The sequence below is a fragment of the Streptomyces sp. NPDC093094 genome (assembly GCF_044754345.1).
Classification (GTDB): domain Bacteria; phylum Actinomycetota; class Actinomycetes; order Streptomycetales; family Streptomycetaceae; genus Streptomyces.
The window spans coordinates 370671-394263 of the sequence record NZ_JBIVOX010000008.1 but is presented as its reverse complement, the minus strand read 5'-3'; the positions used below and the strand labels follow the sequence as shown (position 1 = coordinate 394263).

Sequence of the window (23593 nt, the reverse complement as noted above, 5' to 3'; positions counted from 1 at the left end):
AGGGCGGGAACGGGGGGCGGCGCCGGAGGGCGGGAACGGTACCGAGGCCGCCCGCCGTCGGTGCTGCCGGAGGGCCGGCGGAGGCCGGGCGCGGCAGCGGAGTCTCCCGGCGGCCCGGCCGCGATCCCGAGGGGCGCGGCCTCGGGGGACCGCGGTCGCACGGTCCGGCCTGCGGACCGTTAGCATGACGTCGGTCTGCGCCGCCGGCTCGCCGACCGGCAGGAACACGCAGATCACGGCACAGGACACGGACGGACAGGGACGTCCTCGACGGCATGGTGGCCCCCGGCGACGGAGCCGTGGCACCGGCTCCGGTTCCTGCTGCCGGCGGTTCGCCGTCGAAGCCGAATCGCCGGTCCTTTGCCCCGGCACCTCCGAGAAGTGGACCTCCCATGACCGAATCCCAGGACACCGCGCCGCGACCGCCCGCGTGGCGCCCGCGCATCCGGCGCGGCAGAAGAGCGGTGCGCCTGGCATACGGCCTGCCGGCCGTCGCCGCCCTCGTGGGCGTCGTCCTGCAGCTGAACCACTCGCTGAACCCCGCCGGCTCCCCGCGGGCCGACGAGCCTGCCCGGGACGGCTACACGCTGACGGTCTACTACACACCGAGCGAGGTGTACCACCACGGACCCCGGCGCAGCATCCGCGACCGGGTGTGCGCCGGGCAGAGCCTGCCGGACACCTTCCCCGCCGACTACCTCGACCGGGTCGGCCTGGAGGGCTTCGGCAAGAACGCCCGCGGGGACTACCTCGGCTGGGACTTCACACGCCACTGCTACTTCTCGACCGAGCAGTCGCCCGTCGGCTCCCACGACAACCCGCTGGTGCCCTGGCGGTCCGTCGCCGCCAACCATCTGCCGTCAGGCACACGGATCCGTGTCGTCGACTGCGGAGAAGGTCTCTCCGCCGGCATCTGCGCGCGGGTGAGATCCGCGGACTGGCGCGTCGACGACCTCTGCAGCATCGGCTGCGATGACGCCAGACACCTCGACCTGTACATCGGCGAGCAGACCCGGGCCGACCTGGAGGACCAGCACTCCTACTTCGTCACCACGAGCGCGAAGGTCCGGGTCGACACCCCGAAGCGGTAGCCGGCGGACCCGGTCGGGCGGGGCGTCCGGTCCGGCCCGCCCGCGCCGTCAGACCGTGTCGTCGTAGCGGGCGGCGATCGCGGCGGCGCGGCTGCGCAAGGAGGTGCGCAGCGACTGCGGGGCCAGGGCCTCCGCGTCCGTGCCGAGCTGCCACAGCGCCCATTCGGCGTGCCGCGAGTCCTGGAAGGTCACCTCCAGCCGCAACCAGCCGTCGGCGTCGGGCACTTCGGCGAGGACGGCCAGCACGGTGTCCAGCAGCTCCTCCCGCCGGGCCGGGTCCGTCCGGAGCAGTACGGCGATCTGGTCGCCGCCGGAGCGGAACTGTGCGGAACGCTGCCGCCAGATCCGGTCCAGGTCGACCTGATGCGGCCGCTGGGCCGGTTCGGGGAGTTCCTCGGCGGCCAGGATCCGGGACAGCCGGTAGGTGCGGTCCGTGCCGGATCGTGTGGCCAGCAGATAGCCCTGGCCGCGTACGGTGACCACGCCGATCGGGTCCACCGTGCGCCACTGGGGTGTCCGGCCCGTGGCCGTGTACCGGATACGCAGCTTGTGACCGGCGAGCACCGCGCGCCGGACCTCGGCCATCGTGGCGTCGGGCACCTCCGCGGCGGCTGTCCGGCGGGAGAGCAGATCGGTCTCCGGGTCGACGAGGAATCGCCGGGCCGCGTCGCCGGCGATGCTCCGGTGGCTCTCGGGCAGTGCGTCGGCCACCTTCCGCACGGCCGAGGCGAGCGCGGAACCGAGGCCGAACGCCTGCGCGCCGCGCCCCGATCCGGCGGTCAGCAGGGCGAGGGCCTCGTCGTGGTTCAGCCCGGTGAGCTCGGTCCGGAAGCCGGGCGACAGCACGAAACCGCCGTGCCGGCCGCGTTCGGCGTAGACCGGGACGCCGGCCGCGGACAGGGCCTCGATGTCGCGCAGCACGGTGCGGGTGGACACCTCCAGCTCGCGGGCCAGCGTGGCCGCGGTCAACCGACCGCGCTGACGCAGCAGCAGCACGAGCGAGACCAGCCGGTCGGCACGCATACGAGAACTTTATCGAAATACATGACCAAGGGTGTCGTGATGTGTTGCGAGGCTCGTCCGCACGACGTCGGAGCCGGCGGCTGCCGGGCCGGCGGACGGACGTACCCCCCAGGAACCGAATGGAGCTGACATGGCGATGGAACGCACGGCGGTCAACCCGGTGACGTGGTCGAAGGAATGGGGATTCAACCAGGGCGAGGTGGTCGCCGGGCACACCCGGACCCTGTACATCTCGGGGCAGACCGCGATGAGCGGTGACGGAGAACCTCAGCACGAGGGCGACATGGCGGCGCAGCTGGCGCTGAGCGCCGACAACCTGGAGGCCGTGCTCGCCGGGGCGGGCATGTCCGTCGCGAACCTCGTCCGCCTCGACGTCCACACGACCGACGTCGATCTGCTTCTCCGGCACTACGGCGTGCTGGCGGCGCGGCTGGGTGCCGCCGGGGTGGCTCCGGTCACCACGATGCTCGGGGTGACACGGCTGGCGGTCCCCGCCCTGATGGTCGAACTCGAGGGGACCGCCGTCGCGTGACGCGGCCGCGCCGTCCTCGGTGGGGCTGCCGGTCGGTCCGGCGTGAGTCACCGGGGCGGCGCGGTCCCGGAACGGCGGACCGGGCCTCGGCGGCGGGTCAGGCGGCGGTGTCCCGCCGCGGTCCGTCGGCGTGCACCGGGGGCGCTCCGTCCCTGCGGTGCCGGGCGGCGGCGACGGCGTGCCGGATCCACCACGCGACGACGTGGAGGGCCAGGGCGGCGGTCAGTCCGGCGCCCGCGCCTTTCGCCGCGTCGGACAGCACCCCCTCGATCACGGCGCTCAGCGGCAGCCCGCCGGTCTCCGCCTCGGGGCCGAAGAACCACCGCCACGTCTGGGCGACGGCCCCGGCGGCCGTGAACAGGGCCATGGCGAGGAGGACCTGACGCCTGGTCGCGCTGTCGGCCGCGGCGCGGCGGCCCGTGCCGGCGAGGGGACGGGCTCGCCCGCGGCGCACATGCACGGCGATGGCGACCAGACCCCCGATCGTGCTCGCGTGCTGCAGCGCCCGTGCCCAGGTGAGGCTGCCGAACAGTGCGGAGGTGAGCCAGGGCGTGCGGGTGACCACGAACCCGTCGTGGTGGGTGAAGGCGTCCCAGACCAGGTGTGTGGCGATGCCGATCAGGGCGGACAGGGCGATCCATCCGGCTCGTCGTATCAGGGTGCCGGACGTCCGGGGCCCGGGCGGGGAGAGGGGCAGGGGCACCAGGGATGCCAGCGGGCGACGGCCTGCCCGCAGCAGTGCCCACAGTACGAGGGCGTACGGCAGGGTGACGGTGACGGCGCCGGGAGCGGTGTGCGTCGTGGTGGCGTTGACGAAGGGTTCGTACCAGGACTGCGCGGTGACGGGCAGGCCCGTGGTGACGACGAAGTAGGGCGCGTCCGGCGCGAAGGCCCCGGTGACCAGTGCGGTCCGGCTGAAGGGCCGCCGCATCAGAGGCAGTACGGCCGCGGGGTGGGACAGGGTGAACGGCATGGGCATCCTCTCGCGCGGACCCTATAGTCCGTTGAACGGAATGCTACGTCAAACGGACTATAGAGGGTGGAGTGCGCCCGTGTGCCTCGTCCGGACGTGCGGCCGCGGCGGAGCCGCTCAGAGGAAGGTGCGTCGGGTGCGCCTCAGGCGCCCGGCCAGAAGAGCGGCGGCCGCGGTGGCCGGCAGCGCCGCTGCGAGGCACACGGCAACGGCCGTCTCGCCCCATGCCGTGGTGCAGGCATGGGCGAGCGGCAGCGGGGACGCCAGGACCATCGCCCCCAGCTCGCGGCCCCCGCGCGATCCGCTGCGCCAGGTCAGCGCGACACCGGTCACGGCGAGGACGAGCAGCGGCCAGCACCCGTAGTCGGTGCTGACCCACGGCACCGCGTGCGTGTCGACGGCCGCCCGCGGCACGACCACGAGCGCGATCACCGCACCGGCCGCGCCCGCCCGCCCCGCCGCGACGCTCTCCAGGCGCCGGTCCGGCGGGCAGGCGAGGACCACGGCAGCCGCCAGCGACGCCGCGGCCGGAGTGACGACCGGGTCGCCGAACGCGGGTCCGCCGGCCACCGCGGCCCCCGCGAAGGACAGCAGCCCCGCCACCGTGCAGGGCACCCCCGCGCGCCACCGGCCGGCCAGCGCCGACGCCGCTCCCGCGAACACGACCAGCGACGAGACGAGCAGCACACCCCAGAATCCCGCCAGGTCGACCCGGAGCCGCAGCCCCAACGGGGCCGGTGAGGAGACGACACTGGCGTACCAGCGCAGGAAGTACAGGCCGCACGTGGCGGCCGAGGCGGCCAGGGCGAAGGGATACGCCAGAGCGAGAACCCGTGAGGCGGCGGACGCCGGCCCCAGCCCCAGCCGCATCCTCAGCGCGTGCGCCGCCACACCCGCGCCTTCCCGCAGGCGTGAGCGCAGCGGCTCGCCCTCGGTCATCTCGCGGAAGGTCGCGGCGATCTCCCCGCCGTGGGCCCGCCGGTAGGCGGCGGGATACAGCCGCAGCACGCGCTCGATCACGTGGTGGCCGACGACGGCCGTGTGACGGACAGCCGGCGGGTGGCCTCCCGCGCCGCCGAGGCCAGCCGCTCGGCCTCCGCCGCCAGCCGCTCCCGCCCCGACGCGGACAGGGTGAAGACACGCCGGGCCCGGCCGTCGACGACCTCCTCGCGTTCGACGTCGATCAGCCCGTCGGCCAGCAGGCGGTCCAGAGCCCCGTACAGAGCTCCCGTACGCAGTACGACACGGCCGCCGGTCATCGCCTTGACCTCCTGCGCGACGGCGTATCCGTGCCGGGGTACGTCCGCGAGGGCCGTCAGCACCATCAAGGTGGGCTCTTGCATCACGCGCTCACTCACCCCACGAAGATAGTCATTCCGCCGGACCGTCTCAACGCGGCCGGTCCCGCCTCGGTCCCGGCGATCTGCTGGTGCTGTCCACCGACGGTCTCACCGAGGGCCGGGGCCGGGGCGGCGAGGAGTTCGGCGACCACCGGGTCTCCGGCGTCCTGGCCGGCCTGGACGACCCCACCCCGTCGGCCGCCGTCTCCGCCCTCTGCACAGCCGCCGAACGATTCGCCGTCGACCGGGCACGGGACGACGTCAGCCTTCTCGCAGCGGCCCCCGCGCCGGAACCCGCACCGGCGGCTGCCGGGGGAGAACTCGCCGCGGCAGCGCACCCGGCGAAGCCCTGACCCGGTCGTCGTCCGCCCCGCCGGCACGCCCCTGACGCCGATCCACGGCGCGGCCGCCGCTCACGGCCGGCTGCTGCCCCTCACGACCGGTCGCCGTCCCTCACGACCGGGTGGCAGTGCCGCACCCCGCGTCGCCGGCCTCCCGCATACGGTCCTCCATCGACGTGCTCCGGTCGTACGGGTCGACCTCGGGACCGTCTCCCGGGCTCGCGGTCGCCTGCTCGGAGCCGAACTCGGGGGTGAGGTAGCCGGTGAAGGTGTCACAGCCGCCGTTGGTGGTGTCCACCCTGTAGGAGACGAGGGAGAACGTGTCCGGCTCGATGACGATCTTCGCCGGGTCGTCCCAGCTCATCACGACCTCACGGCGCACGATGGTACGGGTGACCTCGTCGCTTCCCGCCGCGGCGCGGACGACCGGGTACACGTACGTCACATCGGTGGTCACCTCGACCGCGCCACGGCTGCCTTCCCGGTAGGTGATCCGCCCTCGTGTCCTGACCACGTCCCCGACGAGCCGGACCTTCGTCCTCTCGAACCGGCTGAACAGCAGCCGGGGGTCGTTCTCCTCGTCGGGCGCGCCGAACGCGGCCGCCAGGTAGTCCTGGACGTCCTGCTGATGAGGATTGATCAACGCGATCGCCCTCTTCGGATGCTCCCCGCGCAGCACACCGGGATCCAGACTGGAGGCGGCGAGGAAGTCCCGGGTCCTGTCGAGCGCCTGCGCGACCTGCGCCTTGCTCATCCAGCCGGTCGCCCGTGCCTCGGGCATGCCGATCCCCGCCGTCCCGGCAGCCCACCGCGCCGCGGGTGACCCCCTGAACGGCTCCTCCAGGGTCGGGGACCGGGTCGCCGCCTCCGTCGGCGGCGGTTGATCCGGACGGCTCGACTCCGCGGCGAGCGGAGCGTCCTCGCCGCCTCCGCCCGCGAACCATCCCACCACCCGTCCCGGAGCGAGCGCCACGACCAGCAGGGCGACCGCGGCCGACAGACCGATCGCGTACCAGCCCTTGCCTCCTCGCCGCCGGGCCGGCCGGTGACCGCGCCACGGGTCCGGCGGGCCGTTCTCCTCCTGCAACCGCCGCGCCACCGTACGGGCCCGCGCGGACGGCTCCTCGGGCGCGCCGCTGTCCTCTCTCCCGGCTTCACGGAGGAAGCGCTCCCACTCCTCGTCCGGTATGGACTCCTTGCCCACGACGGCCCCGCCCTTCTCGCGCGTCCGGGCCCTCCCCGGGGCCGGTGATCTTCCGCGCATCATCACACAGGCCGTGCGCAGGGGTTCGCCGCGGCGTCGTGCCGCCGCGCCGTCCGCCTCCGCCTGTCCGGCGTGCCGCAGCGGGCGAGCCGGTCCTCGGCGGCCGGGGCCGAACTCGTCGGCCGGCAAAGCGAGATCGGCGACGCGTGAGCCCGATCGCGCGTGACCGGAGACGAGTGACCGACATCGCCCATGTGCGGTACAACCATTCGCCGGTGTCATGGGTCTTCGTCGGTGATCACGTCGTGATCGCACTGACGAGGAGACCATCATCACCGCCATACGTAAGACCCTGACCGCCACCGCAGTCGTCGGCGCCGTGCTGGCGGGTTCGGCCGCCTGCGGCACCGTGGAGCAGCTCTCCGCCGGGAAGAAGCTCGACCAGGCATTCGAGGAGCTCGCCGAGCAGAAGACGATCTCCTTCGAGCTCGATCTCGACACCGACACCGAGAGTCTGAAGGCACTGGACGCCTCGTCGGACCCGGAGCCCGGTGACGAGATGCCCGACGAGGTCGCCGACCTGTTCAGCGGTGCGAAGATCAATGTCACCGTGCAGTCGAAGAAGCCGATCGGCGAGTCCGGGGAGAAGGACTACGTCGGCATGGCGATGAGGATCAGCAACAAGGACGGCGACCTGGTCGAGTACCGGGTCATCGGCGACTACACCTACATCCACTCCGACGTGAACGTCCTCGGCAAGGCGATGGGCTTCCCCGTGCCGTCGGTGAAGGACCTGCCCCCGGAGGCGGGCGGGCTCAAGAAGGTGCTCGAGGGCGAGTGGGTGAAGATCGACACCAAGGAGATGGAGAAGACCACCGCCGAGATGGGCGCGGAGCCCGGTGCGAAGCCCGCGCCGGAGCCCACCCTCGACGCCAAGACCCAGAAGCGGCTGCTGGAGGCGCTGCGTCAGACCGTCGCCCGCGAGGTCGACTTCAAGACCGCTGGCGACAAGGACGGCTCCGAGCACATCACCGCCACGGCTCCGTTCCGCACGCTGGTCTCGGAGTTCCTCGGCGAGATCCGCCCGCTCGCGAAGAGCCTGCCGCCGGGCATGGAGCTGCCCACGGACAAGGACCTCAAGGACGCCCCGAACACCGAGGTCACGGCTGACTTCACCCTGAAGGACGGCGAGTTGACGGAGGTCTACGTCGACCTCGTCAAGCTGGCCGAGAACGCGAAGGTGAAGAAGCTGGGTCTGTCGGTGCGGATGAGCGAGGGCCGCACGCCCACGGTTCCGGCCGGCGCCACCGAGCTGAACATCGACGAGATCCTGGGCGGGTTCGGCGCCGCGATGATGGGCGACGACGCCTTCACGGAGGACGACGCCTTCACGGACGACGAGGCCCTGCTGGACGACGAGGCTCTCCTGGAGGACGCGGCGTAGGCCCGTCCCGGACCGGGCGGCGGGCAGGGCGCGTCGCGCGCACCCGCCGCGCCGTCCGCCGCCCGGCCCGAAGGGCCTGCGGCCGGGCCCGGGCGGGCTCTTCCGGCAGGCCCGTCGGCACCGTTTGGGCCCGGACCGCAGCCGCATCGCCGGGAGCCGTGCTCAGCCCCAGGTGAGCGGGTCGAGATGGAGGTAGAAGCGCAGCCGGTCGGGGTCGGGGGAGACGCCGTACCTCTCGGCGAACGCCGCGTCCGCGGCCCGCGCCTGCTCCTCGTCCGGCCATGTCTCCCGCGCGTTGGCGAGCAGCAGCGCCAGGTCGGCGTGACGGTCGGCCGACCCGAGGCGGCCCGGATCGATGAAACCCGACACCTCCAGGGTCCGCGGGTCGAGGACGATGTTGGGCAGGCACAGGTCTCCGTGGCAGACGACCGTGTCGGCGGCCTCCTGTTCCCGTCGCCGCGCGACCTGCGGGACGAGGCGGGCCAGCAACTCCTCGGCCGGCGTGTGCTGTTGCTCGACGGGGAGGAACTCCGGGTTCACCGCACCACGGCTCACGACGTCGCGCGCCACTGCGACCGTCTCGTCCAGGCCCCGACGGAACGGGCACCGCTGCACGGGCACCTCGTGCAGCCCGCGAACCGCGTCCGCGATGCTCTGCCAGGAGGACCGCAGTTGCGCAGCGGACATCTGATCGGCGGGTACGCCGCGGACGGCACCGGTCACCAGGCAGGCGCCCGCATCGACGGAGTGCCAGTCGAGCACCCGTGGTCCGGGGACACCCTGGCCGCTCAGCCACGCGACCCGGTCGCGCTCGGCTTTCAGGTCTGCTGCGTCCGCCGCCGTCACGCACTTGGCGTACCGGGTGCCGTCCGCGCTGCGGAAGACGGCGGCTCCCGACTCGCCCGCGGTGACGGGCAGCCAGTCGCCCTCGCCGCCCCCCGCACCCAGCAGCACCGGGGACACGCTCCGAGACCTGGGACCGTCGCTCATGGCGTCCACCCTAGAAGGACGGACGCGGTGAAGTGCGCCGCCGGACCCGCACCGTCCGCGGTGCGCGCGTTCGGGCGGGACGGGGACCGGCGTCCCGCTCTCGGCCGTCGCGTTCACCGTCGTGGACGGCCGGATCACCGGTATGACGGCCGTGAGCGATCCGGCCGAGCTCACGCGGACGGACCTGCCGCGTCGGTGTGAGCACCAGGGCGAGCCGCCCCGGCGGCCGTCCCGCTCGCGGAACAGCCGCAGTGTGCGGTCCGACTTGATAGGCAAGTGTGTGCTTGCCTATGGTGGAGTCGTGGCCGGAGACCTTTTCAGAGCGTTGGCTGACCCCACCCGTCGCACCATCCTCGACGAGCTCGTGCTGAGGTCCGGGCAGACCCTGTTCGAGATCTGCTCACGGCTGGCCATGAAGCATCAGCTCGGGATCTCCCGCCAGGGGGTCTCCCAGCATCTGGCCGTGCTGGAGGCGGCCGGCCTCGTCGAGGTGAGGCGCGAGGGCCGCTACAAGTTCCACGACCTGAACACGGCTCCGCTGCGGCAGATCGCCGAGCGGTGGCCCCTGCCCGATGAGCCCCGACCGGAGAAGAGGTCTTCATGAAGATCCGTCTGACCAGCGTTTTCGTCGACGACCAGGCCAAGGCGCTGCACTTCTACACCGAGATCCTCGGCTTCGTGAAGAAGCACGACGTCCCGGTGGGCGAGAAGGACCGGTGGCTGACCGTCGTCTCGCCCGAGGAGCCCGGCGGCGCCGAGCTGCTTCTGGAACCCCTCGGCCACCCGGCGGCCAGGACCTACCGTGACACGCTCGTCGGGGAGGGCATCCCGCTCGCCCAGTTCGCCGTCGACGACGTGCAGGCGGAGTACGAGCGCCTGCACGGCCTCGGTGTCCGCTTCACACAGGAACCCCTGGAGATGGGCCCCGTGACCACGGCCGTCTTCGACGACACCTGCGGCAACCTGATCCAGATCGTCACGCAGGCGTCCTAGACGGCCCGGGAGGCATGGATGTCCGTGGATGTCCGTGGACGGCCTGGACGGCCTGGACGGCCTGGTGAGGCCGTGCGGATCCGCGCCCCGGCCGTCGGCACCGGCGGAGGGGCGTGCGCGCGGGAGCGCCGGGACCCGCTGTATCCGCTGTACGTGCTCCGGCGCTGCGGGGGAGGGCCTCACCGGGCTGTCGGGCCGGAGGTGAAGAACGCGGCCGTCCGCTCCAGGCCCCGCTCGCCGAACATCATGTCCAGGGCGGCGGCGGACTCGGCGGCGGACGCCTCGCTGCGCGGGAAGAGTGCCTCCTCGTAGGCGGACAGGGCGGCCTCGGTGTCGCCGGGGTGGGCGGCGACGGCCAGGGCGAGTTCGGCGCCGTCGAGCATGGCGAGATTGGCGCCCTCGCCGGCGAACGGCGACATCAGGTGGGCGGCGTCGCCGAGCAGCGTCACCCCCGGGACGCGGTCCCAGCGGTGGCCGGCCGGCAGGGCGTGGATGCGGCGCGGGGTGATCGTCTCCGCGTCGGCGACCAGGCCGCGCAGGCTCTCGTCCCAGCCCTCGAAGCGGGCGAGGACCGCGGCCTTGGCGGCGGCGTGGTCGGTCGGGTCGACCGTGTCCAGCCAGCTCTCGTCGGTCTTGAGCGCGGCGTGGACGTGCAGGCTGCCGTCGGTCTCCCGGTGCGCGAGGAAACCGTGTTCGTCCCCCAGGGCGATGAAGAAGCCGCTGCCGATGACGGAGGCGCTGCGCGGGTGCCGGGTGTCGGCCTCGAACAGGTCGGTCTCGACGAAGGAGATGCCGGTGTAGGCGGGCTCGGCGCCGGAGAGCAGCGGCCGTATGCGCGACCAGGCGCCGTCGGCACCGATCAGAAGGCCGGTGGTGACGGCCGAGCCGTCGGCGAACGTCACCTCGTGACGCCCCTCGCCCAGCGCCCGGGCGCCGGTGATCCTCCGGCCCCAGCGGACCGTGCCGTCGGGCAGGGAGTCCAGGAGCAGGTCGCGCAGCTCGCCGCGGTCCACCTCCGGCCGGCCGCCGGAGCCGTCGTCCTCCTGGGACATGTGCACGGTGCCGTCGGGGCCGAGCAGGCGCATGGCCTGCCCGCCCTCGTGGACGATCTTGAGGAAGCCGTCGTGCAGATTCGCGGCGTGCAGGGCCTTCTGCCCGTTCTCCTCGTGGATGTCGAGCATGCCGCCCTGGGTACGGGCCGACGCCGACGCCTCCAGCTCGAAGACCGCCGACTCGATGCCGTTGACATGCAGGACGCGGGCGGCGGTGAGGCCGCCGAGACCTCCGCCGATGATCGCGACGGGGAAGTGTCCGGTGTTCATGGGGCCTCCGGGAGAAGTGAAGGAGTGGGGAACGCTCTGCGCGCCGTGGGGCCGGGGCCGATGCCGCGAGGGCCCTTCGGGGCAGCGCGGGGGACTGGCCGGCAGGCGGACGCGTGGGCCGCTCGCTCCACCGTAGCGAACATGTTCGTCACGAACAAGTTCGTCATGAGGTGCGGCGAAGCAGGGGGCAGGCGTCGAGCGGGACTCCTGTCCCCGGACCGTGTCCGCGGGGCGGGGCGGGCGGGTCCGCCCGGAGCTCAGTCCGCCGGGTCCGGGACGGGCGTGCGGGTGATGCCGTCGACGAGGACGTCGAAGCCCCAGCGCAGCCGGTCCCGGGCCGAGCCGCTGATCAGGGCGGGCATGTGCGCCGCGATCGCCGGGTGCGTGGTCTCGTCCGCCGCGCGCAGCGCGCGCACGGTCGCGTTCCAGTCGTCCTCGGAGGCGGGGTCGTGCTCGTGCGCCGACTGCTCGGCGGCGGTGGCCGTCGCGTCCTGGAGCAGCTTGTCCACTCCCCAGGCGACCTGCTCCAGGCCGGCGCCGCTGCGGGAGAGGAGATCGAGGACACGCTCGACCAGGCGCAGATAGTTCTCGCCGCTGGGGCGGGCGACGAGCGCGGACCGCGCCAGTTGCGGGTGCTCGAACAGTGTCAAGGTGTACGACGCCATGACGGCGCGGAGCTGCTCGCGCCAGTCGTCGCCGCCGTCCCGTCCGGTCAGGTCGACCTCGCCGAGCAGGGAGTCCAGGACGGCCGCGTGCAGCTCGGCGGTGTTGGCGACGTAGACGTACAGCGACGCCGGACCGGTGTCCAGCTCCTGTGCGAGGCGGCGCATGGTGACCTTCTCCAGCCCCTCCGCCCGCATGATCCGCACGGCGGTGTCCACGATCCAGTGCCGGGACAGGGCGGGCTTCGCCGGACGCTCCCGGCGGCTGATCGGCTCTCTTCTCGCAGTCATGGCAGCGATCGTAACGAACGCGTTCGCGAGGCGACGGCGGCCGGCACGGCCGGCGGAAGCGGTGTCGCATTCCGGGACCGTTCCTGTGATGCGGGCCACTGTCCGGACGCTTCGGGCCGGATGTGCGTGATCATGACCGGATGGACGCTCGATTTCTTGGCATCGACGAGTTGGCCGAAGTCCCGTCCGTGGCGGTCGTGGTCGACGTCATGCGTGCTTTCACCGTGGCCGCCTGGGCCTTCGGACGGGGGGCGGAGAAGATCGTTCTCGCCGGGTCGCTGGACGAGGCCCTGGCGCTGAAGGAGCGTCACCCGGACTGGGTGGCGCTCAAGGACGGTCCGCCGGCGCCAGGGTTCGACGCCGTCAACTCGCCGGGCCTGCTGCGGTCCGTCGACCTCGGCGGACGGACCGTCGTGCAGAAGACCACGGCAGGCACGGTCGGTGCCCTCGCGGTGAAGGAGGCGTCGCTGGTGCTGTGCGCCGGCTTCGTCGTGGCGGAGGCGACGGCCCTGCTCCTGCGGACACGCGGGTGCGACGCCGTCACGTTCGTGGTCACCGGCGAGGACGGCCGGGCCGACGAGGACCTGGCGTGCGCTCAGTACATCGCCCGCAGGGTCGCCGGCCCCGGGACGGATGCCGCCGAGTTCCTCCGCCGCGCCGGCGAGTCGCGCGCCGCGGCCGAGCTGGCGCAGGGTGTGCGTCAGGGGGCGCACCCCGATGACGTCGCGCTCTGTCTCGAGCTCGACCGGTTCCCCTTCGCCATGGCGGCGGCCCTGGAGGACTCGCTCATGGTTCTGCGTCCGTGCGCCGTGCCGCAGCCCGGCCCGTGAGCCGGCCCGGTCCGACCGTGCGGTACTCGTAGGCCGTCACCACGACCCGAGGTCCGTCCCGGGCGCCGGGCTCGGCCGTGATGCGGCTGGCACGGGTCTTCGCGGTCTCGGTCCCCGGTGCAGGATCCAGGTCACCTCCGCGGTGCGCGACGGTGCGGGCGGCATCACGGCGCCCGCACCGCCTGCGCCGGGCGCGCGCCCGCTGCCCCTACACCTTCGACGACGTGAAGGGAACAGGCGCGACAGGCATGACGTGAAGACAGCCTCGTAACGGCCTTGTCATGAGCGGACGCCGTGGCTTCCGGCCGGTCCGGCGGTCACTAGGGTTGTGGCATGCGCACGCAAATGGGGAGAGTTCTCAGACTGACGGCTGTGACGGCGACGGTGGTCATGGCCCTCACGGGGTTCTCCGCCGGCCACAAGAATCGTGACGGCGGCGACGGCGGTGGATGCAGCAGCTCCAGCCAGGACCACGACGGCAGTTCGACGTCCACGACGGGCGGCGGGTCGTCGGGGTCGGGCTCCGGCTCGTCCGGCTCGACGCAGAAGCCCGCCCAGGACACCCCGGTGATCGTGGTGAGCTGCGCGTCGGCCGGCGACCCGTACGCCACCGTCAAGGTCCAGAACCCCAACGACCGCAAGGTCACCTTCACGGCGTACGTCACCTTCCTGACGCGGCAGGGCGTCCCGCTCACCGAGCGGTCCACCCAGATCACCGCTCCCGCCCACGGCGAGGGCACCGGGCAGATCGCGGTCGGTGACGACGCCCTCGCGGCGCAGGTGTTCCGGTGCCAGGCCCTCCGGCAGGCCGAGGCGATGAACTGACGTGCGGCCGGGCGGTGGCCGCTCCCGCCCTCCGGCAGGGCGTGCTCCCGCGGCGGCGCACGGCCACGGGCGGGACGGACCCGGCCGGACGGCCGTACGTGGCCGGCGCCGAGATCCCGCCCCGGCATCGCGGCGTCGCCGCCGCGGACCCGGCCGCCGCCGTCCGGCCCCTCGTCGCCGGACTGCGCCGGACCGTGTGTCGAAGACCTCGGCCACGAGGCCGACCTGAGGGGGCGCCGGGCCGACGACGAGCGGTGTGCGCTGATCGCCGCGCTGGACCGAGCCTCGTCGGACGCTCGTCGTTCTGTCGGCGCGGACGTGCGGGGCGGCGGTGGCGGGCGTCGCGGCGGCCTGCCGGCTGCCGGCCGCCGCAGGGGGCGGTCAGCGGTTGAGGAGCGCGGTCATCACGGTCGCCAGGTACTCGGGGCCGGCCGGCACGGAACCCGGGACGGCCCGGGCGAGCTGGGCGTGGCCCACGTAGCTCGTGTAGGCGAGGAGACCGCGCCGGCGGGCCTCGGGCGGCGGGAAGCCGAGCAGTTCGAAGAGGTGGGCGAGATAGCCGACCCGGCGTTCGGTGACGCGGGCGAGTGCCGCCGCGACCTCGGGATGGTCGGCGGCGGCGAGCAGACGCACCTCCAGGGGATCCGCGGCGGCCGTGGCGGTCGCCCCCCGCAGAAGCGTGCCGAGCCGGGCGGCGGGATCGGGCTCGGCGGCCTCCATGGCCTGGATGATCCGCTCGGTGGACAGCTCCTCCCAGCGGGCGAGGGCCGCCGCGACCAGCGCGTCCCGGTTGGCGAAGTGCCAGTAGAAACTGCCCTTGGTGGTGCCCAGACGGGCCGCGAGAGGCTCCACGGCGACTGCGGCGAGGCCGCGCTCGGCGAGTGCGGCCAGGGCGGCGTCCGCCCAGTCGTCGGCGGTGAGGCGCCTGCGCGTGGGGCGCTTCGGGGGGTCCGGCTGCTCCTGCATAAGTCCATACGCTACCGTACGGTTGAACATACGCTCCCGTATGGAGGTGCGGTATGCGCACGCTGCGCAACGTTCACGAGCGGATCGTCCAGGCGCCGGCCGAGACCGTCGGCGCCCTCGTCGACCGGCTCTCCGCGTCGGACGACCCCCTGTTCCCCACCCCGGTCTGGCCCGCGATGGTCCTCGACCGCCCCCTCGCCGTCGGCGCCGACGGCGGTCACGGCCGGATCCGCTACCGGGTCACCGCCTACGAGCCCGGACGGTCCGTCCGCTTCGACATGACCGAGGGCGGCCTCGGCACCGGCTACCACCGCCTCGACGTCGAACCCCTCGGCCCCGACCGCTGCCGGATCTCCCACGTCCTCGACATCACCACGAGCGCGGCCAGGTTCGCCTTCTTCAGGCTGACGATCGAGCCGGTGCACGACACGATGATCGAGGAGATCTTCGACAACGCCGAGCGGGCCGCCACCGGCTCGCTGCCGCACCCGCCGGCCCGTCGTCCGCGACGCGCCCTGCTGGTCAACCGGCTCCTGTGGCTCCGGCCGGCCGAGTCGCCGGTCCCGGCGGACGCCCGGCTGCTCCACGAAGCCTTCGAGCGGCCCGACTTCACCGACGCCTGGCGCATGCCGCTCGCCCCCGGCATGCCCCGCGACCCGCGGGCCTGGCGGCACGTCCTGCCCTTCACCGAGCGGGGCGCCGAGGGCCGTGAACTCATGCTCGGCGAGGACGCGTCCCACCTGGACTTCCGTGCCTCGGTCCTGGTCGACGACGACTCCGTGACGCTGGCCACCGCCGTGCGGCTGCACAACACACGCGGCCGGCTCTACTTCGCGGTGGTACGCCGGGTCCACCCGTGCATGGCCCGCCGCGCGCTGCGCCGGGCGCACCGCCGCGCCGCGTTCGCGGCCCGGCCCGCCGGGGAGCGGAACACGCGGACCGCTGCCTGACACGCCCGCCTGATTCGACACGGCCGGTGGTGGCGCGCACGTCACCACCGGTGGGTGCGAGAGGACTCAGGAGCGCCGGCTCCTGGCGTTCTGCCGCGGTCCCGGTGCCGTCCCGCGACGGAGGGGGATCCCGTGCACGCCGATCCCTCCGCCGCCCGGCGCACCCGCGCTGCTGCGCCGGCTCTGGCCCCTGCTCCGTCCGCCGCTGGCACGGCTCCATGTCTTCTTCACGACCGGCCTGCTGCCGCCTGCCGCCCGCGCATCCCTCGGTCTGTCCTGGACCTCCCGGGACGAACGAAGACTGCGCCGGCTCGGTGCCGTGATCCGCGCCGTCGTCCCGCTGCTGCCGGAGCGGCTGCGCTGTCTCCCGGTCGCCCGCGCGGCCCGCCGCGCGGCCCGCCGCGCGGCCCGCGGCTGACCGGGCGACGGCTGCGGCGGCGACGGGCCGGCGTGCGGCCCGCGGCCTTTCGGGCCGGGCCCGGCCGGTCCGCCCGGAGAGCCCCGGTCGAGTCAGCCCCCGCCGCCGGAGGACCGGCCCCAGCCGGGAGCGGGAGGCAGCGGCCACGGCCCGGGCGGCTCGGGAACGGAGCGGTCGGCGACGAGGGAGGTGCCGGGCAGGCGGCCGCCGAGCCAGCCGAGAAGGACATGGCCGGGGGCGTGGATCGTGGGTCCGGCCGCAGAGATCGGCCAGGACCGGCCGATGTCGGCGGCCTCGACACGGGCGACGGGGAAACCCTTCGCGGAGACCGAGGCGATGGTGTCGTCCAGGGCCCACGACACATACGGCGCAGGCCAGTCGTCCGTGCCGTACCCGACGCCCAGATCGACATGATGTGTCTCCAGTTCGCGCCAGCACCGGCGGAGCGTGTACCAGGCCGGATGACGCCATCCCGCCGCGGCGGTGACCAGCGTGTCCCACGCGGGGGCGGGCATCGACGAAGCCTGCGCCAGCACTTCCGCGAGGGACGAGCGGACGTCGGCGAGGAGCTCGCGGGCGGGACGGACGGAGCCGTCGGCGACCGCCTCGGCGAGGGCCGCGGCACTTGGCCTCGGGAAGGGCGGGGCGCCGGTACGGGCGACGGTCAGCAGCCATGTGTAGGCATCCGCCGCCCGTGCCACGTGGGAGACGACGTGGCCGCGGGTCCAGGCCGGCAGCGCCGAGGGTTCACGCATCCCCGTGTCCGTCAGGGCGGTGACGGCGGAGACGAACCGTGCGCCGGAGCGGGTGACCTCGGCGATGAGCGCGCGCATGTCCGCGCTGTCGCGCGAGCGGTCGCTCACAGGTCTGTGCCGTCGCGGCCGCGCAGTTCACGCCGGGCCCGGTCCCGCGGTGCCGCGGAGCCACGACGGCCTCCGGGCGCCGTGCACTTGTGCGGTGCCCCGGGCGGCGGCGGTGTGGTGCCGTCGTCGCCCGGAGCGTACCGCCCCGCGGGCTGAGCGCCGTCGCCCGCTCGGTGGCCGCCGCACCCGTGGCCGGCGGAGCGGGAGCGGCATGCCTGTGTGCCCGCGGATCGCGAGCGGTGTACCTGAACGACCCTCATACCGGCCTCTCTGCCTCCGAACCGGGGCATTCGTACGGTCCGTCCCGTGCCCGACGGCACCGAGGTCCACGGCGGAGACGGCGGCGCGCCGACGTGCCCGGATCCGGCCGCGCCCCCACGGGCCGAGCGTACCGCCGCGGCTGACACGATGCCTTCGTGCCCGAGTACGTGATCGGCACGGCAGACGGCGACGACTGGCCCGTCCCTGCCGTCGGCCTTGCCGCTGCCTTCCTGCCGGAGTCCCACGGCTGCGAAGTCCTGCAGGACGACGGACTGTTCGTGTTCCGCTTCGAGCGCGCTGCCGTCGGCGCGTCCCGGGGACCGGGCGGTACCCGGTACGTCGACGCCGAGGGCGCCCTCGCGCCGGAAGCCGCCGACGGGATCGTTGCCAGGACGGTGTGCCGGCTCGCCGCGACATCAGGAAGACGAACCGTCCACCACCGGATCACCGGCTGAGGAGTACGTCTCGGCCGTCCCCGTGCGGCGGGAGACGGGACGTGCCGGGCCCCGCCCCGGATGCCGGTGCGGGCGGCGATCCGCCCCCGCCCGGCCCGGACGCAAGAGAGACAGGAGAGAAGAGGAGCCGCATGTCAAGCCTTCTCCGGGATCTCGAATCCTCGACCGCACGGATCGTCGGCGCTCTGCGCCACTCGGGCTGTACGGTGGACCACTCCATGGACAGCCTGGCGGAGACCGACCGGTTCATCGACGACCGCTCCTCCCGAGGAGTCGCCCGTCCGGCAGGGCTTTTGGCCGACGGCCTCGGACAGAAACTCTTCGCCCTGGGCGGCTGCGTCGGCGAGGTCGTTCGCCGGCAGTACGGCGGGACGTGGCAGGTCGATGACGACGGCCCCCGAGGAGAGACCGACGTGGAGGTCCGTCTCCCCGAGGGCGGGGTCGTCCGGCCGGTGCGGCGCGTCATGAGGCGGTTCAGGAACGGGCCCGAGGACAGCATCTCCGTATACGGAACCATGATCGGGCGGACAGGGCGGTAGGAGTGCCGCCCGCACCGGGACGGCTTCCCGGACGCGCCGGCCGGCCCTGCCCCGGTTCAGCGGACTTCCTGGTGTCGTGGCACGTCCGGCACCGCCTGCCGCCGTGCGGGGTCTCGCTAGCGCGCCGCGGCGAGGAAGCCGCCTCCGGGTGGCTGGAGGTCCGCTCGAAGAACCCCTGCCGCCGCAGTCATGAGTACTCGTGGCCGTCGGGACCGGGGCGTTGTTCTCGTCGCACGGTCACCTTGTGCACAGGTCCGGCGACACACGGGCGTCCCGGGCGGGGGAGAATGAGGCTGTTGCCGAAGGCCGACTTCACGGAGGAGCGAGGATATGCAGGACGCGCGAGCTGGGCAGGTCGCAGGGCCCGGGGATCTCGTGGACGTGGCCCGTCTGGTCACGGCGTACTACGCGCTGCACCCCGACCCGGCCGAGCCCGGGCAGCGGGTGGCGTTCGGTACCTCGGGGCACCGCGGCTCGTCCCTCGTGGCGGCTTTCAACGAGGACCACATCGCCGCCACCAGCCAGGCCATCTGCGAGTACCGCGCCGACCAGGGCACCGACGGCCCCCTCTTCCTCGGAGCCGACACCCACGCCCTGTCCGAGCCCGCACGGATCACGGCGCTGGAGGTCTTCGCCGCCAACGACGTGACCGTGCTCATCGACCAGGCCGACGGCTACACGCCCACCCCTGCCGTGTCGCACGCCATCCTCACGTACAACCGGGGCCGCACCTCCGGCCTCGCCGACGGTGTGGTGGTCACCCCCTCGCACAACCCGCCCGCCGACGGCGGGTTCAAGTACAACCCGCCCAGCGGCGGCCCCGCCGGGTCCGAGGCGACCTCATGGATCCAGGACCGCGCCAACGAGATCATCACGGGCGGCCTGAAGGACGTACGGCGCATCCCCTACAGCCGTGCCCTGGCCGCCCCCGGCACCGGCCGCCACGACTTCCTCGGCGCCTACGTGGCCGACCTCCCCGACGTGCTGGACCTGGACGCCGTCCGCGCCGCCGGTGTGCGCATCGGCGCCGATCCGCTCGGCGGTGCCTCCGTCGCCTACTGGGGCCGTATCGCCGAACAGCACCGGCTCGACCTGACGGTGGTCAACCCCCTCACCGACCCCACCTGGCGCTTCATGACGCTGGACTGGGACGGCAAGATCCGCATGGACTGCTCCTCGCCGTACGCCATGGCCTCGCTCATCGAGCAGCGCGACCGGTTCGACATCGCCACCGGCAACGACGCCGACGCCGACCGGCACGGCATCGTCACGCCCGACGGCGGTCTGATGAACCCCAACCACTATCTGGCCGTGGCGATCTCGTACCTGTTCTCCCACCGGGAGCAGTGGCCCGCGCGCGCCGGGATCGGCAAGACCCTGGTGTCGTCCAGCATGATCGACCGGGTGGCGGGGGACGTCGGCCGGGACCTGGTCGAAGTCCCGGTCGGATTCAAGTGGTTCGTGGACGGCCTGTCCGGCGGAACGCTCGGCTTCGGCGGCGAGGAGTCGGCGGGCGCCTCCTTCCTGCGCCGCGACGGCTCGGTGTGGACCACCGACAAGGACGGCATCACCCTGGCCCTGCTCGCCTCCGAGATCACCGCCGTCACCGGCAGGACGCCCTCCGAGCACTACGCGCAGCTCACCGACCGCTTCGGCTCCCCCGCCTACGCCCGTGTCGACGCCCCCGCCTCCCGCGAGGAGAAGGCTCTGCTCGCCAAGCTGTCCCCGCGCCAGGTCACCGCCGACACCCTCGCCGGCGAACCGGTCACCGCGGTGCTCACCGAGGCCCCCGGCAACGGCGCGGCCCTCGGCGGCATCAAGGTCACCACCGCCAACGCCTGGTTCGCGGCCCGTCCTTCGGGCACCGAGGACGTCTACAAGATCTACGCGGAGTCCTTCCACGGCCAGGACCATCTGCACCGGGTCCAGGAGGAGGCCAGGTCCGTGGTCCTCGCGGCGCTGGGCGCCTGACCGGGACGGTCCGCGCCGGGGCAGGCCGGGGCGGTGACGTCCGGCCCTGCCCCGGCGGCGCGGGGGCCGAGGACGGCAGGACGGCGGCTCCGGGCGGCGGAGTTCTGCCGTCCGGCCGCCGGTCGCCCGCCCGGGCGACGCCGGGTGATCCTCTGCCGTCGAGCACCTCGGCGTCGCAGGCGGGCAGGTCTCCTCCGTAGGATCACGGCAGTGGCCGTCGCCAACGGCCCGCAGGGCGAGGGGAGATGAACGTGCCCGCGACGCCGTTGGTCGGGCGTGAGGCCGAGCTGGAGCGGTGGGAGCAGGTGCTTCGCCAACGGCTCGACCGAGCAGGCGGACCGGCCGTCGTGGACCTCACAGGAGCGGCGGGCATCGGCAAGAGCCGGCTGCTGGCCGAGTTCTGCCGGCACGCGGAGGCCAGAGGGGCGACCGTGCTGCGAGGCCGGGCCTCCGAATACGAACGGCACCTTCCCTACCAGCCGTTCAGCGACGCCCTGGCCGACATCGGCCTGGAGCTCATGGATCCGGCCACCGGACAGGGACGCCTCGGCGACCGGTTCGGTCTGCACCGGTCGGCCGCCGAACTGCTCGGGCGGACAGCGGCCGAATCCGGCCTGGTGGTGGCGCTGGACGACCTGCACTGGGCCGACCCGGCCTCACTGGAACTCCTCGACCACCTGGTACGCCATCCGCCGCGCGCGCCCGTCGTGATCGTCGTGGCCCGGCGCGACCGCCAGACCGCGGACTCCCCGGCCGCCGCCCTGACCCGGGGCATCGACCTGGGCACGGTGGTCCGCCTCGGCCTCGGTCCGCTCGGCGGCGCGGACTGCGTCGACGTCCTGGCACCCGCGCTGGCACCGGACCTGGCCCCCGGCCGGGCCCATGAGCTGTACCGGGCCAGCGACGGCAATCCGCTGTACTTCCTCGCCCTGCTGCAGGCAGGACAGACCCACGGCGGCGAGGGCAGCGGTACCCGCGTCACGCACGGCGGGCGGCCCCTCGCCGGCGGTCTCGCTTCCGTCCTCCTGGACGAACTGACCCCGCTGCCGCCCGCCCAGCGCCGGACCGCCGAGGCGGTGGCGGTGCTCGGCGACCGCGGCACCGCAGCCCTGCTCGCCCGGGTGACCTCCCGGGACGAGGCCCGCGTCGACGCCGACGTGGCGTCCCTGGCGGCCCGGGACCTGCTGCGTCCGGCACCCGGCGGACGGTGGACCCTGCGCCATCCGGTGCTGCGGACCCTGGTCCACGAACGCATCGATCCCGGCGACCGCGTCCGCATGCACCGCCTCGCGGCGGCCGCGCTGGCCGAGACGGACGCCCCGGTCACCGAACGTGCCCACCATGTCGAGCGGTCGCTCACCGGCTGGGACCCGCAGGCCCTCTCCGTCCTGGACGAGGCCGCCGACCGCTCCGCCTCCACCGCGCCCGCGAGCAGTGCCCACTGGCTGGCCGTCGCCCTCGCCCATCTGCCGGACCGGCCGCGGCACCGCGCCCTGCGCCGCGATCTGATGCTGCGACGGGCCGAGGCCCTGGGCGTGACGGGTGGCCTGCTGGAGAGCCGGGACCTTTTGCACGAGGTGATCGCCATGTCGCCGCCGGGCGAGCCGGGCGCGGCGGAGGCACGGGCCTCGGCCGTGACCCTGTGCGCGGTGATGGAGCGTCACTGCGGCCGCTACTCCGAGTCGGTCGCGCTGCTGCGCCGTGAACTCTCCCGTTCCCCGGGCCCGTCGCCCGCCGACGCCGTCGCCTTCGGCCTGGAGCTCGGCGCCTCCTCGCCGCTCGCCACGGCGTACCCGCTGATGCGTGCCGATGTCGCCCGGACGCTGGACCTGGCACGGCAGCTGGACGACGAGGTCGCCGAGACGGCCGCACTCGCCACCGCCGCCCTGGGGGAGACGTACGAGGGCGAGATGCGGGCCGCCCGGGAAGCCACCGACCGTGCCGCCGCACTCGTCGACGGCCTCACCGACCACGACCTGGCGAGTCTGGGCGAACCGCTGGCCCGCCTCGGCTGGGCGGAGGCGTTCCTGGAGCGCTACGCCGATGCCGAACGGCACGTCGACCGCGGCCTGGCGGTCGCCCGGCGCGGCGGCCGCCTCTACGTCGTCCCGCACCTGCTGCTCTGCAAGGCGCACGTCCGTCTGACCACGCTCCGGATCGACTCGGCGCTGGAACTCGTGGACGAGGCCGAGACCGTCGCCCGCGGCATCGGAAGCGGCGAACTTCTCGCCTTCGTCCTCGCCGGCAAGGCGCACATCCTGCTCTACGCCCGGCCACCGGGCGACGGAACCGCTCTGGCGGTGGCCGAGGAGGCCACCTCCGCGGCCGGTACCAGCACGACCTGGTGGGCCTCCATCGCCTGGTGCGTCCTCGGCCAGGCCGCGCTGCACGGCGGAGACCCCCACCGAGCCCGTACCGCCGTCCTGCGCGCGGGTGGTGACGGCCTCCGTCGTCTCCACCCCTCCATGCGTCCGCTCATCCTGGAGGTCCTGGTCGTCTCCGCCCTTCTGACCGGCGATCAGGACGCCGCCCGCACCTGGGCGCGACGGGCCCGCGCAGAGGCGGAACAACTCGGTCTGCCCTCCCAGCGCGCCTCGGCGCTGCGCAGCGACGCCCATCGGCTGCTGGCCGGTGGTGAGGCAGCGGCTGCCGCCACACTGTTCGAGGAGGCCGCGGAGGAGGCGGGCCGGGCGGGAGCTCTGCTGTGGGAAGCGGTCGGCCTGCTGTTCGCCGCGCCGCCGGCCGCGACCGCGGGACGTCCGGAGCACGCGTCGGCCCTGTGCGACCGGGCCCGGCGCCTCTCCGCGGCCGGTGGAGCCCACCAGCTGACCGGGCTGGCGGACATGCTCCGGCCCGTGGTGCCGGGGCCGCCCGACGGCGCCGGCGTCCCGGGTCCCTTCACCGATCCCCTCCCGGGCTCCCTCCCGGGCCCTCTTCCTGCTTCGCTCACCCGGCGCGAGCGGGAGATCGCCGCGCTGGTCGCCGAAGGGCTCACCACTCCCTCCATCGCGGAGCGGCTCTATCTGAGCCCTCGCACGGTCGAGTCCCATCTGGGCCGCATCTACCGCAAGACAGGGGTCACCACGCGCGCCGCGCTCGCCGCACTCCAGACCCGCTCCGCGCTGCGCGACAGCACGTCCCGGCACACCGGGGCAGGCTGAACCGTCGCTCGCGACGGACGGCCGGACGGCCGGTGCCCATGAGCCGGCCGCGACACGGAGACCCGGTGGTACGGGAGCCCGGTGCCCGCGGGACCGGGTCCTTCAGCAGTGCCGTCCGGGCTCCGCTCTCTTCGATCTCCGTGCCGTC

Annotated in this window: 23 protein-coding genes and 1 pseudogene; 14 read left to right on the top strand and 10 right to left on the bottom strand. The window is 73.8% G+C overall.

Features of this window, described 5'->3' with window-relative positions:
• Positions 1-392 precede the first annotated feature (392 nt).
• Positions 393-1091, top strand: a complete 699-nt coding sequence (locus ACIQGV_RS19830) for a hypothetical protein (RefSeq protein ID WP_402496332.1) — start codon at positions 393-395, stop codon at positions 1089-1091.
• A 48-nt stretch (positions 1092-1139) separates the two neighbouring features.
• Here the strand turns inward: ACIQGV_RS19830 and ACIQGV_RS19825 are convergent, their stop codons facing one another.
• Positions 1140-2114, bottom strand: a complete 975-nt coding sequence (locus tag ACIQGV_RS19825) for a helix-turn-helix transcriptional regulator (RefSeq protein ID WP_402496331.1) — start codon at positions 2112-2114, stop codon at positions 1140-1142.
• A gap of 136 nt (positions 2115-2250) precedes the next feature.
• Here ACIQGV_RS19825 and ACIQGV_RS19820 point away from each other — a divergent pair, with 136 nt between their 5' ends.
• Positions 2251-2646 (top strand): RidA family protein, encoded by a 396-nt coding sequence (locus ACIQGV_RS19820; RefSeq protein WP_402496396.1) that lies wholly within the window; start codon positions 2251-2253, stop codon positions 2644-2646.
• 97 nt (positions 2647-2743) lie between these two features.
• Here ACIQGV_RS19820 and ACIQGV_RS19815 read toward each other — a convergent pair whose 3' ends face one another.
• The 3 genes from ACIQGV_RS19815 to ACIQGV_RS19805 form a co-directional block, all read right to left on the bottom strand.
• Positions 2744-3619 carry a DUF4184 family protein gene (locus tag ACIQGV_RS19815; protein WP_402496330.1) on the bottom strand — a complete coding sequence of 292 codons (876 nt, stop codon included), beginning with the start codon at positions 3617-3619 and terminating at the stop codon, positions 2744-2746.
• Positions 3620-3736: 117 nt separating this feature from the next.
• Positions 3737-4639, bottom strand: a complete 903-nt coding sequence (locus tag ACIQGV_RS19810) for a hypothetical protein (protein ID WP_402496329.1) — start codon at positions 4637-4639, stop codon at positions 3737-3739.
• Complete coding sequence (locus ACIQGV_RS19805) at positions 4636-4977, bottom strand: PadR family transcriptional regulator (RefSeq protein WP_402496328.1); 342 nt, start codon at positions 4975-4977, stop codon at positions 4636-4638. The genes ACIQGV_RS19810 and ACIQGV_RS19805 overlap by 4 nt, the downstream gene beginning before the upstream one ends.
• On the opposite strand from ACIQGV_RS19805, the gene ACIQGV_RS19800 reads away from it, so the two are divergent.
• Entirely contained in the window at positions 4905-5312 is a 408-nt protein-coding gene (locus tag ACIQGV_RS19800; RefSeq protein WP_402496395.1) for a SpoIIE family protein phosphatase, read from the top strand. The genes ACIQGV_RS19805 and ACIQGV_RS19800 overlap by 73 nt on opposite strands.
• A gap of 100 nt (positions 5313-5412) precedes the next feature.
• Here ACIQGV_RS19800 and ACIQGV_RS19795 read toward each other — a convergent pair whose 3' ends face one another.
• Positions 5413-6564, bottom strand: coding sequence for a hypothetical protein (locus ACIQGV_RS19795; RefSeq protein ID WP_402496394.1), 1152 nt, complete (start codon positions 6562-6564; stop codon positions 5413-5415).
• 319 nt (positions 6565-6883) lie between these two features.
• Here ACIQGV_RS19795 and ACIQGV_RS19790 point away from each other — a divergent pair, with 319 nt between their 5' ends.
• Positions 6884-7948 (top strand): hypothetical protein, encoded by a 1065-nt coding sequence (locus ACIQGV_RS19790; RefSeq protein WP_402496327.1) that lies wholly within the window; start codon positions 6884-6886, stop codon positions 7946-7948.
• A gap of 162 nt (positions 7949-8110) precedes the next feature.
• Here the strand turns inward: ACIQGV_RS19790 and ACIQGV_RS19785 are convergent, their stop codons facing one another.
• Positions 8111-8938, bottom strand: coding sequence for an APH(3'') family aminoglycoside O-phosphotransferase (locus tag ACIQGV_RS19785; protein WP_402496326.1), 828 nt, complete (start codon positions 8936-8938; stop codon positions 8111-8113).
• Between the two features lie 301 nt (positions 8939-9239).
• Here ACIQGV_RS19785 and ACIQGV_RS19780 point away from each other — a divergent pair, with 301 nt between their 5' ends.
• Entirely contained in the window at positions 9240-9542 is a 303-nt protein-coding gene (locus tag ACIQGV_RS19780; protein ID WP_402496325.1) for an ArsR/SmtB family transcription factor, read from the top strand.
• On the top strand, positions 9539-9931 hold the full coding sequence (locus ACIQGV_RS19775) for a VOC family protein (RefSeq protein WP_402496324.1): 393 nt from the start codon (positions 9539-9541) through the stop codon (positions 9929-9931). The genes ACIQGV_RS19780 and ACIQGV_RS19775 overlap by 4 nt, the downstream gene beginning before the upstream one ends.
• Before the next feature lie 179 nt (positions 9932-10110).
• Here the strand turns inward: ACIQGV_RS19775 and ACIQGV_RS19770 are convergent, their stop codons facing one another.
• Positions 10111-11253 carry an FAD-dependent oxidoreductase gene (locus tag ACIQGV_RS19770; protein WP_402496323.1) on the bottom strand — a complete coding sequence of 381 codons (1143 nt, stop codon included), beginning with the start codon at positions 11251-11253 and terminating at the stop codon, positions 10111-10113.
• Between the two features lie 257 nt (positions 11254-11510).
• Positions 11511-12206, bottom strand: a complete 696-nt coding sequence (locus ACIQGV_RS19765; RefSeq protein ID WP_402496322.1) for a TetR/AcrR family transcriptional regulator — start codon at positions 12204-12206, stop codon at positions 11511-11513.
• 140 nt (positions 12207-12346) lie between these two features.
• Between ACIQGV_RS19765 and ACIQGV_RS19760 the strand changes: the two genes are divergently transcribed.
• Positions 12347-13036: a 2-phosphosulfolactate phosphatase gene (locus ACIQGV_RS19760; RefSeq protein WP_402496321.1), complete on the top strand. Its 690-nt coding sequence runs from the start codon at positions 12347-12349 to the stop codon at positions 13034-13036.
• Positions 13037-13408: 372 nt separating this feature from the next.
• Complete coding sequence (locus ACIQGV_RS19755) at positions 13409-13861, top strand: hypothetical protein (RefSeq protein ID WP_402496320.1); 453 nt, start codon at positions 13409-13411, stop codon at positions 13859-13861.
• A gap of 381 nt (positions 13862-14242) precedes the next feature.
• Here ACIQGV_RS19755 and ACIQGV_RS19750 read toward each other — a convergent pair whose 3' ends face one another.
• On the bottom strand, positions 14243-14827 hold the full coding sequence (locus ACIQGV_RS19750) for a TetR/AcrR family transcriptional regulator (RefSeq protein ID WP_402496319.1): 585 nt from the start codon (positions 14825-14827) through the stop codon (positions 14243-14245).
• 53 nt (positions 14828-14880) lie between these two features.
• Here ACIQGV_RS19750 and ACIQGV_RS19745 point away from each other — a divergent pair, with 53 nt between their 5' ends.
• A complete protein-coding gene (locus ACIQGV_RS19745) occupies positions 14881-15777 on the top strand; it encodes a DUF2867 domain-containing protein (RefSeq protein WP_402496318.1) in 897 nt (298 codons plus the stop codon).
• A gap of 82 nt (positions 15778-15859) precedes the next feature.
• Positions 15860-16096 (top strand): annotated as a pseudogene (locus tag ACIQGV_RS19740) (oxygenase MpaB family protein); the annotation flags it as partial.
• Between the two features lie 191 nt (positions 16097-16287).
• Here the strand turns inward: ACIQGV_RS19740 and ACIQGV_RS19735 are convergent.
• Positions 16288-17028, bottom strand: a complete 741-nt coding sequence (locus ACIQGV_RS19735; protein ID WP_402496317.1) for a maleylpyruvate isomerase family mycothiol-dependent enzyme — start codon at positions 17026-17028, stop codon at positions 16288-16290.
• A 446-nt stretch (positions 17029-17474) separates the two neighbouring features.
• On the opposite strand from ACIQGV_RS19735, the gene ACIQGV_RS19730 reads away from it, so the two are divergent.
• The 4 genes from ACIQGV_RS19730 (at position 17475) to ACIQGV_RS19715 (ending at position 23445) form a co-directional block, all read left to right on the top strand.
• Entirely contained in the window at positions 17475-17774 is a 300-nt protein-coding gene (locus ACIQGV_RS19730; protein ID WP_402496316.1) for a hypothetical protein, read from the top strand.
• A 131-nt stretch (positions 17775-17905) separates the two neighbouring features.
• Positions 17906-18313 (top strand): hypothetical protein, encoded by a 408-nt coding sequence (locus ACIQGV_RS19725; RefSeq protein ID WP_402496315.1) that lies wholly within the window; start codon positions 17906-17908, stop codon positions 18311-18313.
• A 330-nt stretch (positions 18314-18643) separates the two neighbouring features.
• On the top strand, positions 18644-20284 hold the full coding sequence (gene pgm, locus ACIQGV_RS19720) for a phosphoglucomutase (alpha-D-glucose-1,6-bisphosphate-dependent) (protein ID WP_402496314.1): 1641 nt from the start codon (positions 18644-18646) through the stop codon (positions 20282-20284).
• A 245-nt stretch (positions 20285-20529) separates the two neighbouring features.
• Positions 20530-23445 (top strand): AAA family ATPase, encoded by a 2916-nt coding sequence (locus tag ACIQGV_RS19715; RefSeq protein ID WP_402496313.1) that lies wholly within the window; start codon positions 20530-20532, stop codon positions 23443-23445.
• Positions 23446-23593 lie beyond the last annotated feature (148 nt).